Below are 16,550 nucleotides of genomic sequence, written 5' to 3'. Positions count from 1 at the left end.
ACTTTGTGTTTTTTTTTACAATGAAAAACGGGATAAGTAGATTTAGAAAACCCCCCCCGGCCCCCCCCTGTGAAAAACGGCAAGTAGCCTTTCTCCAGTGCCCAAGCCCTGGCGGGAGACCCCGCCAAGGTGCCCCAGTCCGCGCGCCCCAGAACCCCGCTTCAAGAAATAGCCGAGCGTCCCCGCCGGTGCGCCCGGGATGCGCCTTCAATCCCAAGCAATGTGGCTCCATCTTTGCCCACTGCCGATCTGTGATGATAAACCTGCCCGTGTCCATTCAATCCTCCCTTTTGGAAGTTTGAATCAGAACTCACTGGTTTTGGGAATCCTGAATCTCAACAGACCCTAGATGGGCGAACAGTTGCTAGCGTTATGGTATGAGCAGACTCGGCAGACTCTTACCTGATCGCTATCCGAACAAGGACTTCTTCATCCTCGATGTGTCGGATGCCGTCCCAAAGGATGATATGGCGTCGATGGAGCATCCGATCTTCTCGCTTGCTGTGAAGCCGGATATGCGCGAGCTGAAATACAAGACGGCCAATGGAGAGCAGTTGGTGATCGTACCGAGCGGCAAAGGGCTGGCGACGATCATGGATAAGGATATCCTGCTTTATTGCATCAGCAAGCTCGTCAATCAGCTCAATCGAGGCGCTGAGATCAGCCAAACGGTGGAGCTGACGGCGCATGAAGCGATTGTGGCGACGAACTGGCGCACGAACAAGACCAGCTATCAACGGTTTGAGGATGCCCTAGACCGCCTGCGCGGCACCACGATCAAGACCAATGTGAAAACAGGCGGTGAGCAGGAAATCGAAGGTTTGGCGGGTCAATCGGACGGTGCGCGTCACGGGGCAGGGCGCGCCGCCTCAAAGGCGCGTCGGATCACATCCGCGCCGGACCCTTCGGCCAGATCGCCCGCCTGCGCTTGACGCACACCTTCGGCCAGCCGGGACAGCAACGCGGCACCGGTCGCCTCTTCCTGCTCCAAAAGACGCAAACCCGGGCGCATCGCTTCGCTGGCGTTCTGGAACCGTCCCGATGCCAGGAGGGCCTGATCCAGCGTATCCTATGCATCGGTCAATACGACATTCCAGGTTACGATAGGCGTCCTTCCTTTCCGGGCAATCAATGCCAATTCGAGGAATTCCCCAAGCGCGGGTGACACGTTGACCGTCCGTCCACCCGTCGAATGGACCGCTATCAGGGCCGCGCCAGCGCGCCGGGCGCAGCGATCCCCCTATCTATCATACACGACGGCGGCGTTTGAGCGCGCCATACCCCCATGTCATCGTCGGCCAGACAATCGCCGCCGACGCCAACAAGACACAGACCGCCGAGATCGGTGAGGTCACAAACACGGTGAAATCCCCCCGCGCAAGCATCAAGGCGCGGCGCAGGTTCTCTTCCATGGGGGGGCCAAGGATAAAGCCCATGAGAAAGGGCGCGGCCGGTATACCAACCACGCGCATGCCATAGCCCAGCATACCGGTCCCGATCACAACGAAGACACCGAACGGGCTGAGCTGGACACTGTAGACCCCCAGTGAAATCAAGCAGATGATCGAGGGAAAGAGGAACCGGTAGGGAATGCGGACAAGCCGTACCCAAAGGCCCACCAACGGAATGTTCAGGATCAGCAGAAACAGGTTCCCGATCCAGAAACTGGCGATCAGCGCCCAAAACAGCTCTTCGTTCTCCACCATCAGGCGCGGGCCTGGCTGAATGCCCTGAATGATCAGCGCACCCAGGATCAGCGCCATGGTCGCGGTGCCCGGAATGCCCAGGGTCAGGGTCGGAATGAACGCGGTCTGCGCCGCGGCGTTATTGGCCGATTCCGGCGCGACCAGCCCCTCGATCGCGCCCTTGCCAAATCGCCCGGGATCGCGGGAGACGCGTTTTTCCAAAGAATAGGCCATGAAGCTGGCGATCGTCGGACCGGTGCCTGGCAAGGCGCCCAGAAACGCCCCGACCGCCGTGCCCCGGCGAAACGGGCCCAGGCTGGCGCGGATCTCGGCGCGCGATGGCACCATATCGCGCAACCGGATGCGCGCCTTGCCGTGCGCGCCCGCGGTGCCTTCGCTCGAACTGACGATTTCGGCAAATCCGAATACACCCATTGCCAGGGCGACAAGGCTGATGCCGGTGATGAACTCGGGTACTCCGAAGGAATAGCGCTGGACGCCGGTGCTGATATCGGTGCCGACCGATCCCAGAAGGACCCCCAGAACCACAGCCAAAAGCGCCTTTACGCGGGCGCCCTTGGCAACCGAGGCAGCCCCGACCAAACCCAAAAGCAGGACCGAAAAATACTCCAGCGATCCAAACGACAGCGCGAACTGCGCAATCAGGGGCGAAAAGAGCATCATCAAAACGATGCCAACGGAGCCCGCCGCAAAGGACGCCACCGCTGAGGTGAAAAGGGCCACCGCCGCCCTGCCCTGCTTGGTCATCTCGTGCCCATCCAGCGTGGCCACCGCCGAGCTGGGCGTGCCCGGGACATTGATCAGTATGGCCGAGATCGATCCGCCATATTCTCCGCCATAGTAAATTCCGGCCAACATGATGATCGCCGCTTCGGGCGTGAGATAGTATGTCACCGGCAGCAAGAGCGCGATGCCCAGCATCGCCCCCAGCCCCGGCAGGACACCGATAAAGGTCCCCATTGCCACTCCGGCAAAACAAAAAAGCAGGTTTTGCACGGTCAGAACGGTCGCAAACCCGCCCGCGATGTTCGACAGGATCTCCATCACCCGACCCCAGGCAAGACGGGAATGCCAAGCCCCAGCAACCGGACAAAGACGACCCAAAGGGCAAGGGCCAGGCCAATGCCCAGCAACGCACTTTCTCCCAGCTTTGCAGTCGGATCGGCTTTGGCGCCTATCACCGTGACCAGCGGGATCGTCAGCAAAAGGCCCAACGGTTCGATTGCGACCGCAAAGAGCAGGAAGGACGCCGTGACATAGAAAAGCCGCCGCCAACGGAGCGCAACAGGGGGCTGCTGCGGCGCGGTGACGGACATCACTGCCACAAGCGCCCCAAGGCCCATGCCCAACAGCGACAGCACGAACGGAAAGGCGCCCGCCCCCATGCGGCGCGGTGTGCCCAGCCCATAGCCCGCACCGATCCAGGCCGCGACGCCGCAGCCGATCACCACCGCCAGCCCCGCGACGAGATCGCTTTGGTTCACGCCTCTGGATTGTTGATCACGCATCGTGCCACTCCGGAGGTCATTCAGTCATGGGTCCGCGCGACCGGCGAAAGACCGGGTCATGATCGGGCGCGCGGGTCACCCCACGGCATACTCGGTCAAATGCGGCGTTCCGCCAAGCCTGCCAAGCATCGGGGTTTCCCCGCTCAACCCAGCAAGGCGCATCGCCCCCCACACGCCGGCGGTGGAGCTTGCGATGACCGGTATTCCTGCCTCCGGTTCAACAGCACCTGCAAGATGCAGCGCAGGCAGGCCGCCGCAGGACACAAAGATCGCATCCACCCTGTCATCCGCAGCGTCGCGCGCGCGCAGGGCAAGATCGGTCACCTGATCCTCGGACACGGCCAGTATGTCTTCGATCCGTTCCAGACCCAGCCCGATCATCGCGCCCAGCTCAAACCCCGACATTTCCAGAAACCCCCGCAGTCGGTCATTCACAGCGTCGCTATAGGCCGTTCCGACAGCGATCCGTCGCGCCCCGACCGCACGCAGGGCATCGCGGATCGAATTGCTCATTGTTGTGGCAGGCACGCCCGCTTCCTGCGCCATCAACGCCACGAGATCATCGTTGAATGCCCCCCCGCGAAAGAAGCTCAGCGATGTCCCCATCAGCGATATGGCGTCGATCCTCTCGTGCTCGCGCAACTCGCGTGCAAGCTCGGCCACGCGTTTAATGGCGATGGCGTAATCCTCCATCGTCAACGCTTGCAAACCCAGGCCCCGTGCTGCGAACCGCACGCCTTCAGGATAAAGGCCATAGGCTTCGGGCGGCACGGCACCGGCTGCAGGTGGGACGATCATTCCGATCACGGGCGCGGTCATTTTGCCTCTCCTTGTGGTGACGAGATCGGCCCGGTCTCGGCAGGCCAGGTCGCGAATGACCGGCACGGCCACACCCCCGGGGCGGGCCCTGCCGGTCGATCTGTCAGTTCGGCAGAACCGCCTGCGCGGTTGCCGACCAGGTCTCGATCACTCCGGGCAGCTCGGCCGCCAGGTCCGGCCCGTCCAGATAAGTCGGTACCAAGCCACGCGCAGACAGGCTGTCGCGCAGGTCCTGGTCCTCCATCGCGGTGCGGAAGGCATCGCGCAGCGTGGTCACCACCGCGTCGGGCGTACCGGCGGGAACCATGATGAACTGACGGGGTGCCGCATCGAACCCCTCAATCACATCGCTGACGGGGCCGATCTCTTCAAACCCGGGCACCGGATCGACGGTGGTCACGCCAAGGATGGTCACATTGCCGCCTTCCGATTGTGACCTTGCGGCATTCAGCGAAACAACGGCGAACGATACCTCGCCCGACAGCAAGGCCTGCATTGACGGCGATCCGCCCTTGAAATGCACCACGTCCAGCTCCAGCCCTGCGGCATCGGCCAATGCCTCGACCGCCAGATGCTGCAGGGTGGCAACCCCCGGAGAGGCATAGAAGAACTCTCCCGGGTTGGCCTTCACCAGATCGACGAATTCCTGGATGTTGGTGGCGGCCACATCTTTACCCGCCACCAGCGCAAGCGGCGCCACGGCCAGTTGCGCAATCGGTATGAAGCTGTCTATCGCATCATAGCCCACATCGCCATGCACCACCGGCCCGATGGTCGCTGCGGTCTCGCCCAGCCAGATGGTATACCCATCCGCCGCCGCATTCGCGACATAGCCTGGTGCGATGGTCCCACCGGCACCCGGGCGGTTCTCGACCGCGATCTGCTGGCCCAGAGCGGCCCCTGCGGGTTCCGCCGCCATCCGCGCCAGTGTGTCCATACCGCCGCCAGCGGAAAAGCCGACAACCATGGTGACCGGCTTGGTCGGGTATCCGTCGGCCACTGCCGCACCGGCAAGGAACGGCAGCATTGCCAGAGCTTTGAAAAGTCCACGCATGTGATGTTTCCTCCATCTGCTGTAATTACTCTTGTTGCAGAAGGTTTTTTTGTCAACATTCTTGATGGCGCTTTTTTTTGCGCGTAGCGTGGCCGAAATCCCCAGACCGCCCGAGAGGCCGGGCACATAGCCAGCGGAGCAACACATGCAGCACAAGATCCAATCGGTGACAGCCACCCCGGTCAACATACCGCTCACGATCGCGGTCGGCGCCTGCGCGGCGGATGCCAACCTTTCCGGCGTCGTGGTCGAGGTGACAACCGATTCTGGCCTGCACGGCCATGGGTTTACCGCAATCACCGAAGAGGAAATCGTGGCCGCCGCCGTCAATGCTGTGGCCGCCCCCAACCTGCTGGGCGCGGATGCGCTGGCACGCGAACATATCGCCGAACGGCTCTATTGGCTGCTCACCCCGCGCGGGCAGACAGGATATGCCGCGCATGCCATCTCGGCCATTGATCTGGCGCTTTGGGATATCCTGGGTCATGCCACCGGCCTGCCCTGCTGGAAATTGCTGGGCGGCGCCAGGGACCGGGTTCCGCTTTATGTGACGTTCGGATTCGGCGGCTTCTCGCGCGAGCAGCTGGGCGAGGCTGCCAGACACCTTCAGGCCCAGGGCGTCAGCAAATTCAAGATGGTCGTGGGCCATCATGCGCTGGCCCGGCGCAACGAAGGCAACGACATCCAGGCTCAGCTGACCGAAGACGTCGCCCGTGTGCGCGCGGTTCGCGAAGCGCTTGGCGACGGGCCCGAGATCTATGTGGATGCGAATTGCTCGCTCAGCCCCTATGCGGCACGCTGGCTGGCCGACCGGATCGCCGAATGCGATATCGCCTTTTTCGAGGAACCCGTTCGCGACAACGACCCCGCCGCCATGGCCGATCTGCGCCGGGCGACCGGTATGCGCGTGGCCGCTGGCCAGAACGAAGGACAGTTGTTTCGGTTCGAGGCGCTGATGAACGCCGGGGCTGTCGATGTAATCCAACCCAACGCGGTGATCTGTGGCGGGTTCACCATCGCCAGCAAGGTCGCGGCCCTGGCCCAGGCCAAGAACGTCACGATGGCCAATGGCGGGGCGTTCCCCTGGCATAACATGCATCTGAACGCCGGGCTTGCGAATGGCGGCCTGGTGGAGTGGCATCTGGCCGCCGTCGCCATGGGTGAGGCGCTCTATACCGATCTTGCCACCCCGACCGGCTGGGACCTGCCCCTGCCGGACACACCCGGGCTGGGTTTTGCGCTGGATCGTGACAAGCTGCGCGATCTGGCGGCCTTGCCTTTGTCGGCCGGGCGCGGCAAGGCATAAGACGATACCAGCACAAAGGGGGGCCCATGACGGACCAACCGAACGAGCAGACCGCAACCCAGGGCGACGCCACCGCGCCGCGTCGCCTGTCCGATGACGCCATCCATCTGGGCGTGCTCGACCGGTTCGTTGGCCTGCATCTGCGTGCCGCCTATGAAGCGTCCTATGCCGATTTCGAGGGGTTGCTTGGCCCAGATGCCATCCGTCCGGGGTACTTCACCATGCTGACGCTGATCGCCAATAATCCCGGAATCAGCCAGACCCAGATCGGGCGCAGCGCACGGCGCGACAAATCCGCCGTGACCAAAGCGCTGAGGCATATGGAAGACGAGGGGCTGATCACCCGGACCCGCCTGCCCGATGACCGGCGAACCTATGTCAGTGAGCTGACCGCGAAGGGGGTTGAACTGCAGCTTCGGATGCAGAACCGGGCGATGCAGCATGTGGCCCGGATCATCGCGGTGATCGGGCCTGAGCGGCACGCGGCTCTTGTCGACACGCTCCATGACATTATCGAGCAGATGCCCGATCTTGGGGGGTGAGTAAGGCCTTCACCCGGCCCTGTCACAACCATCAGGCATCCCGGACCACGTTGCGGCGTTGCCGAGACCGCCCCACAGACGCACCAGATCGCGACCTGCTGGATGCCGATACTTGCCCACGCGCCTGCACTGTTCTATGTCCAGTATGTATTTCAGGCTTAAATATTCTGATGGGAGACGGTGTGCGCAGCACGCAATGGACGCGAAACGACGAGAGCACGGTGTGGCTCGACTACACGCAGGATGCGTTGAACCGGCAGTACGATCAGGCGTCTCTGGTGCCCGAAATCGGCAGCTATATGGCCCGTTGGGCCAAGGCCAGTGAGCGGTTCCGCAGGGCGCACCCGCCCGTCACCCTTCGGTATGGCGATGACGCGTCGGCGCAGGTCGATGTCTATCCCGGCCGCCCGGACGCACCGGTGCATCTCCACATCCATGGCGGCGCGTGGCGGGCGATGCACCGACGTGACTGTGGCTTTGTCGCGAGGGGGCTGTCGGCGAAAGGCGCGACCATTGTGGTCGCCGGATTCCCGTTGGTGCCACATGTTCGCCTGCCCGCCTTGGTCGATCATATCCGTCAGGCGTGTCTTTTCACCTTGAACCATGTGGCCGGCGCACACCCGCTTTATGTCTCGGGCCATTCGTCGGGCGCACATCTGGCGTCCTGCCTGATGGATCCAGACTGGCAGACCGATATTGACCTGGACACGGAACGCTTTGGCGGGTTTGTCCTGGCCAGCGGCCCTTATGATCTGGAGCCCGTCCGCCTGAGCGCCCGCAACGAATATCTGGACCTGTCCCAGGACGAGGCCGACCGCCTCAGCCCAGTTCGCCGCCTCAATGCCACAGGCCCGCGGGTCGATGTCATCTGGGGCGACGGAGAGCTGGCAGAGTTCAAGCGTCAGTCCCGCGCCTTTGCCGACAAGGTGGCCGGGCGCGGATCGGCCCACGAGGTCGCGGGCCGGAATCATTTCGACATCTATTCCGATTTCGAGGACCCGACCAGCGCGGTCATCACCGCCGCACTGGCGCAGATGCACTGAACCAAATCACACGAAAAAAGGGAGACGAAGATGAAGAGGATTTTGACGGCGGTGACGATGGCAATCGGCCTGGGCGCAGCTTCGGGTGCGGCGGCGGAGCCGGTGGCCATCGGAACCCTACCCCAAGGCTCGCTGGGGTACTCCATCGCAAGCGGTGTGGCGCAGATTGCAGCCGAAAAGGGGGGCATCAACGCCCGCGCCGTGGGCCAAGGTGGATCCTCGGTCTTTATCCCCGCGCTCAATAACGGCGAGATCGCCTTCGCCACCTCCAACACCTTCGAGGCAGTGTTCGCCGTCACCGGAACCGGCAATTTCGACGGGCGGCCCAATCCCAACGTGCGTGTCGCGGCCTTTATCCAACCCTTTGCCGTCGGGTTTATGGTCGCCGCAGACAGCGATATCCAAACCGTGACCGATCTGAAAGGCCGTGACTTTCCAGTGGGCTACGCACGGCAGGGACTGGTCAAAGTGATGCAGGATGCCATCTTTGCCGCCGCTGACATGTCCGAGGACGATCTGAGGGGCGTGCCGGTCGCCAACTTTGTCGAGGCCGCCAATCTGCTGACCCAGGGCGAGGTTTCCGGCGTTCTGCTGGCTCCGGGCTCTGGCGTGGTCAAACGCACCCATGCAGTGCGCCCGGTGCGGTTCATCTCCATTCCGCAAGGGGCCGAGGCCAATGCGATTATCCAGGATCAGTTGCCCGGCGCCTTTGTCCGCCGGGTCGAACCGTCAGACCGCCTGCCCGAAATCGCGGAGGCGGTGGATCTGCTGGGGTACCAATACGCCATCCTGACCCACAAGGATGTGAGCGATGATACAGTGTATGCGCTGGTCAAGGCGCTTTATGACAACAAGGACGCGCTGGTCGAAACCCATGGGTCATTCCGGGCCTTCACCCCGGCTGACATGGCCACTCAGATCGACGGGGCCCCGTTTCATCCCGGCGCCGTGCGCTTTTATCGGGAAGCCGGTCTGCTGGACTGATCCGAGATCGTGAAAAAGGACCTGCCCCCCGGCCCCGGCTGGGCCCCTGCCATCGCGGGGGTCCTGTCCAATACCGCAATCGTGATTGCCGTGGCCTGGGCCGCGGGCCTGCATCGCGGGCTTGGCATCCCGGTCTATACCGAACAATTCCTGGCGCTGATGCTGGGGCTGGCCCTTGCAATCACTTTCCTGACCTTACGGTCCCGGCTCCTGCCTGCGCTGGATTGGGCTCTGGCCCTCGCCGCGCTGGCAGGGGGCGGGTGGCTGGCCCTGCGATACCCGTCGCTTTCCATCGACGCCTCCATCGACCCTCTGGTGGGGCTACCGGTGGCGGTGCCGTTGCTTGTCGCGCTGGTCGAGGGGTTGCGCCGCTGTGCCGGCTGGCCTCTCACCCTGATTATTCTGGTGTTCCTGACCTACGGCTATTTCGGCAATCTGGTGCCCGGCACCTTCCAGGCCCTGGCGATCCGTCCCGAGCGGCTCACCGTGCAACTGGCGCTGGATACCAACGGGGTGCTGGGAACACCGCTGTTGATCGCGGCCACGGTCGTCGTGGTGTTCGTTACCTTCGGACGCCTTCTTGAGCATTTGGGCGGGGCGGAGTTCTTTACCCGACTGGCGGCACTGGCCATGGGCACGTTCCGAGGCGGGGCAGCCAAGGTATCGATCCTCGCCTCGTCGCTTTTCGGCTCTATTTCAGGCAGCGCTGTGTCGAACGTAGCCACCACCGGCGTCGTGACCATCCCGTTGATGAAGCGCTCAGGCTTCCCCGCACGCTCTGCCGCGGGCATCGAGGCTGTCGCCTCCACCGGGGGCCAACTCATGCCGCCGGTGATGGGCGCATCGGCCTTTCTGATGGCTGAATTTCTTGAAATTCCCTATGCGCAGGTTGTCGTGGCGGCATTGGTACCCGCCATCCTCTATTACATCGCGCTATTTGTCCTGGCTGATCTGATCTCGGCCCGTGATCGGATTGGCGGCATTGACCGGGACGCGGTGGCAACCTCTATCTCCCTTACACGCGGTTGGCCCTTTGTCGTGCCGTTCGTGGCCTTGGTGGTGGCCCTCTTTGTGTTGAATTATCAGCCCGCAACAGCCGGTCTTGTGGCCGGTGCGACGCTGATGCTGGTGGCGCCGCTATTGCCCGAGGGGCTGGCGCGCCTGAACCCGCTGAGGCTTTGGAAGGCCGTCGCGGCGGCAGGCCAGACATTGGCGCAGATCATCATAATCACGGCGGCCGCCGGGATCGTAATCGGCGTTCTGAACGAAACCGGTCTCAGTTTCGGACTGACCAGTTCGCTGACACGCATCGCGGGCGATAGCGTGATCCTGCTCTTGGTGCTTGCGGCCCTGATTTCCATCGTTTTGGGCATGGGCATGCCCACAATCGCCGTCTATGTGCTGCTTGCCGCATTGGTGGCCCCGGCCCTTGTCCGATTGGGGATCGAGCCCATCGCAGCGCATCTCTTCGTGCTCTATTTCGGCATGATGAGCATGATCACCCCGCCTGTCGCGATCGCAGCCTTTGCCGCGGCGAGCCTGGGCAACTCCGATCCTATGCGCACCGGGTTCGAGGCCATGAAGTTCGGCTGGCCCGCCTATGTGCTGCCCTTTGCCTTTGCGCTCAACCCCGCGCTGATCCTGAACGGATCGGGCCTTATGGCCTCCGCCATTGGGATTGTCACCACGACTTTGGGCGTCATCGTGATCTCGGCCGCCATTGTCGGCTATGCCAAAGGGCGGATGTCATTCTTCGCGCGACTTGGTGCATTGGGTCTTGGCACAGCGCTGATTGGCTGGCCGTTTGTCTATGCTAGCGGCTGACAGGGCCAAGATCGGACAGCTTCGCTGCAACCCGGATGATGCCTGGATGGACCGTTAGGCACAGAATGTTAGCCGCGCGCTCGTCGCATTGCGGTTGCACGATATCGTCACCGACCGGCTGGCCTGAGATGGGATCAGAAGCCACATGCCTTCGGACGACATGTGTTATTGCGCATTGCTTGCAAAGGCGGCGTGTCCAGAACCGATATGTTCACCCGGTCTGCGCATTGACGTCTGCTTGTGTATCGGACCATGCCCGATCAATTGGGCCGAATGGCGCCTTTAGCGTGGATTGGAGAGGTAAGCGGTCGCCTCGATTTCAACCAGCGCCTGATCCTCGATCAGGCCTGCAACCACCAGCATCGACATCGCAGGGAAGTGGCGGCCCAGCACGCGGCGATAGACCTCCCCCACCTCCCGCTGACGGGCCAGGTATTCCGCCTTGTCGATCACGAACCAGGTCAGACGGGTGATATCGGTGACACTCCCGCCCGCCGCCTCGACGATCTCGACGATATTGCGCAGGGCCTGTTCCATTTGACCGATGAAGTCATGGGACGCGAATTTCTGATCCGCGGTCCAGCCGATCTGCCCCCCGATATACAGCGTGCCGTCCGTCGCCAGCATCCCGTTGGCGTATCCTTTGGCGGGCTTCCAGCCCTCGGGGTGTATGATCGTGCTGGTCATGTCTGGGTCCGACTCTTGAGGGTTGCGGTTCAACTTCGGGCGGTGGGAATGGGTCAGGCGTCTGCGCCTTTAGCCTTTTTAAGAAGGAAGCGTTGGATCTTGCCGGTCTGGGTCTTCGGCAGGGCATCGCAAAAGACAACGCTGCGGGGGTATTTGAAGGGGGCGATAGTCGCCTTGACGTGATCCTGCAAGAGCTTGATTGTCTCAGGCGAAGGGACACCATCCGCCAGAACCACATGCGCTTCAACAATCATGCCGCGTGCGTCATCCGGAGCGCCGATCACCGCGCATTCGCCCACCAGTGGATGCGCCAGCAACGCGGCCTCCACCTCCGGTCCCGCGATGTTGTAACCCGATGAGACGATCATATCGTCATTGCGGGCCGCGAAATGCAGATAGCCGTCCGCATCCATCACGAACGCGTCGCCGGTGAGGTTCCAGCCGTCCATGACATAGCCCCTTTGCCGGTCGTCATTGAGATAGCGGCACCCGGTCGGCCCGCGCACGGCGAGCCGACCGACCTCGCCCCGGGGCAGGTCTGTGCCGTCTTCGCCGATGATCTTGGCCTCATAACCGGTGACAGGGCGCCCGGTGCAGGCGGGCCTGTGATCGTCGAACCGGTTGGTGATAAAGATATGCAGCATCTCGGTCGCGCCGATCCCGTCCAGCATCGGCTTGCCCGTCTTGGCCATCCAGTCGTCATAGACCGGGGCGGGCAGGGTCTCTCCCGCCGACACGGCCGCACGCAGGGAGGACAGGTCCGCGCCCTCTTCCATCGCGGCCAGCATCGCGCGGTAAGCGGTCGGCGCGGTGAAACAGACGGTGGCTTTGTATGTCTCGATGATCTCGATCATGTTGGGCGGTGTGGCCTGCTCCAGCAGGGTCGCCGTGGCCCCGAACCGCAGGGGAAAGATCGCAAGCCCGCCCAGCCCAAAGGTGAACGCCAGCGGAGGGGAGCCCACAAAGACGTCCTCGGGCACCACATTCAGCACCTCGCGCGCATAGCCATCCGCGATGATCAACAGATCGCGGTGAAAATGCATTGTGGCCTTCGGCTCGCCCGTCGTGCCGGAGGTAAAGCCCAGCAGCGCCACGTCATCTCGTCCGGTCTGAACCGCCTCAAACTGCACTGATTTCTGCAGCGCCAGCCGGTCCAGTTCGGCATCGTGGTTCGAGGTGCCGTCAAACCCGATCACATGGGTCAGCACATCGCTTTGCTTGGCGCAGGCGGTCATCTCATCCATCAGCCGCGTATCGCACAACGCGTGGGTGATCTGGCCTTTCTTGACGATTGCCAACAGCTCGCCCACGCGCAGCATCGGCATGGTGTTTACGACCACCGCGCCGACCTTGGTGGCGGCCAGCCAGCAGGCCACCATCGCGGGATTATTGGCCGACCGGATCAGCACGCGGTTGCCGGGGCGCACGCCCAGATCCTCGACCAGCGCATGGGCCAGACGGTTGGTCCAGTCGCTCAGCTCCTTATAGGTGCGCCGCCTGCCATTGCCGATCAGCGCCGTGCGGTCGCCAAAACCCTTGCCAACCATTGCGTCCGTCAACTCGACCCCGGCATTGATCCGGTCAGGGTAATCGAACCCATCCAGCAGGAAATCGGGCCACTGATCGACAGGCGGCAGGTTGTCGCGTGTGAATGTGTCGACATGTGCAGTCGGGCCCAGCATCGATCACCCTCCCTGATAGGCGCCGACGGTCTGGCGCGCGATGATCACGCGCTGCACGTCCGAGGCGCCTTCATAGATCCTCAAGGCGCGGATTTCCCGGTACAGCCGCTCCACCGTCTCGCCGGACCGCACGCCATCGCCGCCATGCAACTGGACGGCGGCATCGATGACCTTCTGCGCCTGATCGGTGGAGAAGAGCTTTGCCATCGCCGCCTCGCGACTGACCCGTGGCGCGCCGCTGTCCTTGGCCCAGGCCGCGCGATAGATCAGCAGGGCCGCCGCATCCACATCCATCGCCATATCCGCGATATGCCCCTGCACCATCTGCAACTCGAAAAGCGGCGCGCCCTGCACCTGTCGGGTGGTGACGCGCGCAATCGCTTCATCCAGCGCGCGGCGCGCAAATCCAAGGGCGGCCGCCGCCACGGTAGAGCGGAACACGTCCAGCACCGACATCGCGATGCGAAAGCCCGCCCCGCTGGTCCCGATCAGCGCGCTTGCCGGGACGCGACAGTCTTCAAAGGCCAGTGTGGCCAGGGGATGCGGCGCGATGGTCTCCAGCCGCTCGGCCACGCGCAGCCCGGGCGTGTCGGCGGGCACGATGAACGCGCTCAGCCCCTTGGCGCCGGGCGCCTCGCCAGTGCGGGCAAACACCGTATAGACATCCGCGATCCCCCCGTTCGAAATCCAGGTCTTTTCCCCGTTCAGCACATAGCTGTCGCCCTCCAGCCGGGCCGTCATCGTCGAATTGGCCACGTCCGAGCCCGAGCGCGGCTCGGTCAGCGCAAAGGCCGAGATCGCCTCGCCCGCACGCACCCGGGGCAGCCATTCGGCCTTCTGCTCCTCACTGCCGAACAACGAAATCGCCCCGGTGCCCAACCCCTGCATGGCAAAGGCGAAATCCGCCAGCCCGTCATGCCGCGCCAGCGTCTCGCGGATCAGGCACAGCGTGCGCACGTCCAGCGGCGTATTGCTGTCCGGGCTCACCGCGGCATGCGACAACCACCCGCCGGCGCCCAGGGCCCCGACCAGAGCGCGGCACGCCGCATCGGTATCGCCATGGTTGATTTCCGCCAGATGCGTCTCCGCCCAACTATCAAGCTTTATTGCCAGACCGCGATGGCGCTCCTCAAAAAAAGGCCAGGTCAGAAAACTGCGATCAGACATTCCATGCACCCCAATGCTTCTTCTGGCCTTAAATATTCCCCGCCGGAGGCTCCCACGTTCAGTCGCCTTCGAACACGGGCTTTTGTTTGGCGACGAACGCTGTGTACGCGCGCTCGAAATCGCCGGTTTGCATGCAGATCGCCTGAGCCTGGGCCTCGGCCTCGATCGCCTGTTCGATGGACATCGACCATTCCTGGGCCAGCATGGTCTTGGTCATCATATGTGCGAAATTCGGACCCGCTACGATCCGCTCGGCCAGAGACTGCGCCTCGGCCTCCAGCGCATCGGCGGCCACCAGCTTGTTGAAAAAGCCCCAGCGTTCGCCCTCATCCGCACTCATCGTGCGGCCCGTGTAAAGAAGCTCCGCCGCGCGCCCCTGTCCGATCAGCCGGGGCAGGATCGCGCAAGCGCCCATATCGCAGCCCGCAAGCCCCACCCGGGTAAACAGAAACGCCGTCTTGGCCTCCGGCGTGCCGATCCGCAGGTCAGAGGCCATCGCGATGATCGCACCGGCACCCACACAGATCCCGTCAATGGCCGCGATCACCGGCTTGCCGCAATTGACCATCGCCTTGACCAGATCGCCGGTCATGCGGGTGAACTGCAACAGGTCCTTCATGTTCATCCGGGTCAAAGGCCCGATGATGTCATGCACGTCCCCGCCCGAGGAAAAATTGCCGCCATTGGAGGCAAAGACCACCGCATGCACCTCATCCGAATAGGGCAGATCGCGAAACCAGTCGCGCAGCTCGGCATAGCTGTCGAAGGTCAGCGGGTTCTTGCGGTCGGGTCGGTTCAGCGACACCGTCGCGATCCCATCCTGGATGCTGCACCTGAAATGCTGGGTGTTGCTGCGCATTAATCGTCGTCTCCGTGAAGCGATTTTTCCATTTGTTCCAGACGCTGTGCGATGTCGCTGGCCTCCTGAGCCGAGAAATCGCCAAGCATATCGTTGATCCAGGCCTCATGCGCCTTGGCCTGCCGGTCGAACTCCTCCCGGCCTTTGCGTGTCAGCCGCACAAGGGAGGCGCGCCGGTCGCCCGGCACCGCGACACGCACGATACACCCTTCTTCGGCCAGCCGGTCCACGATGCCGGTGACATTGCCATTCGACACCCGCAGCACGCCCGATAGCTGGGACATCTTCAAACCATCCCCATAGCGCGAGAGCGCCGCCATCACGTCAAAGCGCGGCAAGGTGCTGCTGAATTCCTTGCGCAGGTTGGCGCGCAATTGCGACTCCACCGCGCGGCTGGCCTTGAGAAAGCGCAGCCAAAGGCGCAGCCGCTCTTTGGAAGGCGAGGTATCGGCGGCGTCTTGCAGGTTGTTTCGCGTCATATTTCCCCCCCTGACAGGCTGAGGGCATGGCCATTGACCGACCGCGCCGCGTCCGAACACAGCCACAACACAGCGCCCGCAACCTCATCGGTTTGGATAAAGCGCCTTTGCGGGTTGCTCTTGGTCAGCGATCTGGCTGCCTCGTCCTCGCTCATTCCGGTTTTGTCTACAATAGTTCGGATCGACCGGTCCAGCATTGGCGTCTCGACAAAGCCGGGGCAGACCGCGTTAACGGTGATCGGGGTTTGGGCCAGCTCCAGCGAAAGCGCGCGGGTCAGGCCAACGACTCCATGCTTGGCCGCGCAATAGCCCGCGACATATGGGTAGCCCTTGAGCCCGGCAGTCGACGCGATGGCGATCAGTCGACCCGCGCCCGCGGTTTGCATGTCCGGTAGAACCGCCTGCCAGATGTTAAAGACGCCCAGCAGGTTCACATCTGTCATCGCCGACAGATCCGCCGCCGTCATCTTGGCGAACGGCTTGCTCAGCGCGGCACCCGCATTGGCCACCGCGATGGTGATCGGTCCATGATCGGCGCGCGCCTTGTCCATGGCCATTGACACGGCCTTCGGATCCGTGACGTCGCAAATCTGATAGGGCAGCCCCTGCTCTTTGAGCGGGCCCTCGCTTCGGCCCAGTATCGTGACCTGTGCCCCGGCACCGCTGAGCCGCGCGGCGATTTCAGCTCCCACACCGGTGCCACCGCCCGTAACAACCGCATGCGCGCCGACAAGGGTCACAAGGCCGTTCCGGCTTGACTGTGCAAGAGGGGCTGGACAGAGTAGCAGGCCAAGACGGGGCGATGCGTGCTCCAGGCACGCAGCCAAGCCAAAGCGGCGTCCCCTACCGGGGCATTCCGTCCATAGTCGGGATGTGCAGCGCGCATCACG

At 63.0% G+C, this 16,550-nt stretch carries 18 protein-coding genes; 6 read left to right on the top strand and 12 right to left on the bottom strand.

Annotated features, from left to right (window positions below; genetic code table 11):
• Positions 1-277, bottom strand: a 277-nt coding sequence (locus tag HEP69_RS01200; RefSeq protein WP_290556682.1) for a transposase, incomplete at its 3' end; no start/stop codon positions are given.
• Between the two features lie 100 nt (positions 278-377).
• Between HEP69_RS01200 and HEP69_RS01195 the strand changes: the two genes are divergently transcribed.
• Positions 378-932 (top strand): replication initiator protein A, encoded by a 555-nt coding sequence (locus HEP69_RS01195; protein WP_290556681.1) that lies wholly within the window; start codon positions 378-380, stop codon positions 930-932.
• On the opposite strand, the gene HEP69_RS01190 is transcribed toward HEP69_RS01195, so the two are convergent.
• From HEP69_RS01190 to HEP69_RS01170, 5 genes are all read right to left on the bottom strand, one after another.
• On the bottom strand, positions 848-1,063 hold the full coding sequence (locus tag HEP69_RS01190; protein WP_290556692.1) for a type II toxin-antitoxin system ParD family antitoxin: 216 nt from the start codon (positions 1,061-1,063) through the stop codon (positions 848-850). The two genes, HEP69_RS01195 and HEP69_RS01190, sit on opposite strands and share 85 nt — an antisense overlap.
• Before the next feature lie 184 nt (positions 1,064-1,247).
• The gene (locus HEP69_RS01185; protein WP_290556680.1) at positions 1,248-2,750 is read right to left on the bottom strand and encodes a tripartite tricarboxylate transporter permease; all 1,503 of its coding nucleotides are present in this window, start codon (positions 2,748-2,750) and stop codon (positions 1,248-1,250) included.
• Positions 2,750-3,214, bottom strand: coding sequence for a tripartite tricarboxylate transporter TctB family protein (locus tag HEP69_RS01180; protein WP_290556679.1), 465 nt, complete (start codon positions 3,212-3,214; stop codon positions 2,750-2,752). Before HEP69_RS01180 ends, HEP69_RS01185 begins: the two co-directional genes overlap by 1 nt.
• Before the next feature lie 75 nt (positions 3,215-3,289).
• Positions 3,290-4,033: an aspartate/glutamate racemase family protein gene (locus tag HEP69_RS01175; RefSeq protein WP_290556678.1), complete on the bottom strand. Its 744-nt coding sequence runs from the start codon at positions 4,031-4,033 to the stop codon at positions 3,290-3,292.
• Between the two features lie 103 nt (positions 4,034-4,136).
• Complete coding sequence (locus HEP69_RS01170; protein ID WP_290556677.1) at positions 4,137-5,087, bottom strand: tripartite tricarboxylate transporter substrate binding protein; 951 nt, start codon at positions 5,085-5,087, stop codon at positions 4,137-4,139.
• Between the two features lie 145 nt (positions 5,088-5,232).
• Between HEP69_RS01170 and HEP69_RS01165 the strand changes: the two genes are divergently transcribed.
• The 5 genes from HEP69_RS01165 to HEP69_RS01145 all read left to right on the top strand — a co-directional run bounded on the left by HEP69_RS01165 (position 5,233) and on the right by HEP69_RS01145 (position 10,786).
• Entirely contained in the window at positions 5,233-6,393 is a 1,161-nt protein-coding gene (locus tag HEP69_RS01165; RefSeq protein WP_290556676.1) for a mandelate racemase/muconate lactonizing enzyme family protein, read from the top strand.
• A gap of 26 nt (positions 6,394-6,419) precedes the next feature.
• Positions 6,420-6,935: a MarR family transcriptional regulator gene (locus HEP69_RS01160; RefSeq protein WP_290556675.1), complete on the top strand. Its 516-nt coding sequence runs from the start codon at positions 6,420-6,422 to the stop codon at positions 6,933-6,935.
• Between the two features lie 182 nt (positions 6,936-7,117).
• Positions 7,118-7,978: an alpha/beta hydrolase gene (locus HEP69_RS01155; RefSeq protein ID WP_290556674.1), complete on the top strand. Its 861-nt coding sequence runs from the start codon at positions 7,118-7,120 to the stop codon at positions 7,976-7,978.
• A 30-nt stretch (positions 7,979-8,008) separates the two neighbouring features.
• The gene (locus HEP69_RS01150) at positions 8,009-8,962 is read left to right on the top strand and encodes a TAXI family TRAP transporter solute-binding subunit (RefSeq protein WP_290556673.1); all 954 of its coding nucleotides are present in this window, start codon (positions 8,009-8,011) and stop codon (positions 8,960-8,962) included.
• Positions 8,963-8,971: 9 nt separating this feature from the next.
• A complete protein-coding gene (locus HEP69_RS01145) occupies positions 8,972-10,786 on the top strand; it encodes a TRAP transporter fused permease subunit (protein ID WP_290556672.1) in 1,815 nt (604 codons plus the stop codon).
• A 282-nt stretch (positions 10,787-11,068) separates the two neighbouring features.
• On the opposite strand, the gene HEP69_RS01140 is transcribed toward HEP69_RS01145, so the two are convergent.
• Genes HEP69_RS01140 through HEP69_RS01115 form a run of 6 tightly spaced genes read right to left on the bottom strand, consistent with a single transcriptional unit; the run spans position 11,069 to position 16,400 of the window.
• Positions 11,069-11,473, bottom strand: a complete 405-nt coding sequence (locus HEP69_RS01140; protein ID WP_290556671.1) for a RidA family protein — start codon at positions 11,471-11,473, stop codon at positions 11,069-11,071.
• A 53-nt stretch (positions 11,474-11,526) separates the two neighbouring features.
• The gene (locus HEP69_RS01135) at positions 11,527-13,155 is read right to left on the bottom strand and encodes an AMP-binding protein (protein WP_290556670.1); all 1,629 of its coding nucleotides are present in this window, start codon (positions 13,153-13,155) and stop codon (positions 11,527-11,529) included.
• A gap of 3 nt (positions 13,156-13,158) precedes the next feature.
• Positions 13,159-14,322, bottom strand: a complete 1,164-nt coding sequence (locus tag HEP69_RS01130) for an acyl-CoA dehydrogenase family protein (RefSeq protein ID WP_290556669.1) — start codon at positions 14,320-14,322, stop codon at positions 13,159-13,161.
• Positions 14,323-14,380: 58 nt separating this feature from the next.
• Positions 14,381-15,181 carry an enoyl-CoA hydratase family protein gene (locus HEP69_RS01125; protein ID WP_290556668.1) on the bottom strand — a complete coding sequence of 267 codons (801 nt, stop codon included), beginning with the start codon at positions 15,179-15,181 and terminating at the stop codon, positions 14,381-14,383.
• Positions 15,181-15,660 carry a MarR family transcriptional regulator gene (locus HEP69_RS01120; RefSeq protein WP_290556667.1) on the bottom strand — a complete coding sequence of 160 codons (480 nt, stop codon included), beginning with the start codon at positions 15,658-15,660 and terminating at the stop codon, positions 15,181-15,183. The genes HEP69_RS01125 and HEP69_RS01120 overlap by 1 nt, the downstream gene beginning before the upstream one ends.
• The gene (locus HEP69_RS01115) at positions 15,657-16,400 is read right to left on the bottom strand and encodes an SDR family oxidoreductase (protein WP_290556666.1); all 744 of its coding nucleotides are present in this window, start codon (positions 16,398-16,400) and stop codon (positions 15,657-15,659) included. Before HEP69_RS01115 ends, HEP69_RS01120 begins: the two co-directional genes overlap by 4 nt.
• Between the last annotated feature and the right edge of the window lie 150 nt (positions 16,401-16,550).

It is taken from the genome of Aestuariivita sp. (assembly GCF_021404545.1).
Taxonomy (GTDB): Bacteria; Pseudomonadota; Alphaproteobacteria; order Rhodobacterales; family Rhodobacteraceae; genus Aestuariivita.
This window is presented reverse-complemented; position numbering and strand designations above follow the sequence as displayed.

Bases quoted from the DNA above. Each gene is read 5' to 3' on its own strand.
- HEP69_RS01195 (WP_290556681.1), top strand. From the start codon at position 378: ATGAGCAGACTCGGCAGACTCTTACCTGATCGCTATCCGAACAAGGAC.
- HEP69_RS01185 (WP_290556680.1), bottom strand. From the start codon at position 2,750: ATGGAGATCCTGTCGAACATCGCGGGCGGGTTTGCGACCGTTCTGACC.
- HEP69_RS01180 (WP_290556679.1), bottom strand. From the start codon at position 3,214: ATGCGTGATCAACAATCCAGAGGCGTGAACCAAAGCGATCTCGTCGCG.
- HEP69_RS01175 (WP_290556678.1), bottom strand. From the start codon at position 4,033: ATGACCGCGCCCGTGATCGGAATGATCGTCCCACCTGCAGCCGGTGCC.
- HEP69_RS01170 (WP_290556677.1), bottom strand. From the start codon at position 5,087: ATGCGTGGACTTTTCAAAGCTCTGGCAATGCTGCCGTTCCTTGCCGGT.
- HEP69_RS01165 (WP_290556676.1), top strand. From the start codon at position 5,233: ATGCAGCACAAGATCCAATCGGTGACAGCCACCCCGGTCAACATACCG.
- HEP69_RS01160 (WP_290556675.1), top strand. From the start codon at position 6,420: ATGACGGACCAACCGAACGAGCAGACCGCAACCCAGGGCGACGCCACC.
- HEP69_RS01150 (WP_290556673.1), top strand. From the start codon at position 8,009: ATGAAGAGGATTTTGACGGCGGTGACGATGGCAATCGGCCTGGGCGCA.
- HEP69_RS01140 (WP_290556671.1), bottom strand. From the start codon at position 11,473: ATGACCAGCACGATCATACACCCCGAGGGCTGGAAGCCCGCCAAAGGA.
- HEP69_RS01135 (WP_290556670.1), bottom strand. From the start codon at position 13,155: ATGCTGGGCCCGACTGCACATGTCGACACATTCACACGCGACAACCTG.
- HEP69_RS01130 (WP_290556669.1), bottom strand. From the start codon at position 14,322: ATGTCTGATCGCAGTTTTCTGACCTGGCCTTTTTTTGAGGAGCGCCAT.
- HEP69_RS01125 (WP_290556668.1), bottom strand. From the start codon at position 15,181: ATGCGCAGCAACACCCAGCATTTCAGGTGCAGCATCCAGGATGGGATC.
- HEP69_RS01120 (WP_290556667.1), bottom strand. From the start codon at position 15,660: ATGACGCGAAACAACCTGCAAGACGCCGCCGATACCTCGCCTTCCAAA.